A 258-nucleotide genomic window follows, 5' to 3' on the forward strand; every position below is an offset into this window, starting at 1 on the left:
TCGCCGGCCTGGTGGCCATCACCCCCGCCTGCAACTCGCTCAGCCCGGTCGGCTCGATCATCGTCGGCGCCATCGCCGGCGTGCTCTGCGCCCTCGCCGTCGGCCTGAAGTACAAGTTCGGCTACGACGACTCCCTCGACGTGGTCGGCGTCCACCTCGTCGGTGGCCTCTGGGGCACCATCGCCATCGGCTTCTTCGCCACCGCCGCTGCGCCGGCCGGGGTCGACGGCCTCTTCTACGGCGGCGGCGTCGACCAGC

At 72.1% G+C, this 258-nt stretch carries 1 pseudogene; it reads left to right on the plus strand.

The annotated features are described in order from the left end of the window. Window positions 1–258 (plus strand): annotated as a pseudogene (locus FHN55_RS21970) (ammonium transporter); the annotation flags it as partial.

Origin of the sequence: Streptomyces sp. NP160 (assembly GCF_006335115.1) — a bacterium.
Classification (GTDB): Bacteria; Actinomycetota; Actinomycetes; order Actinomycetales; family Quadrisphaeraceae; genus Quadrisphaera.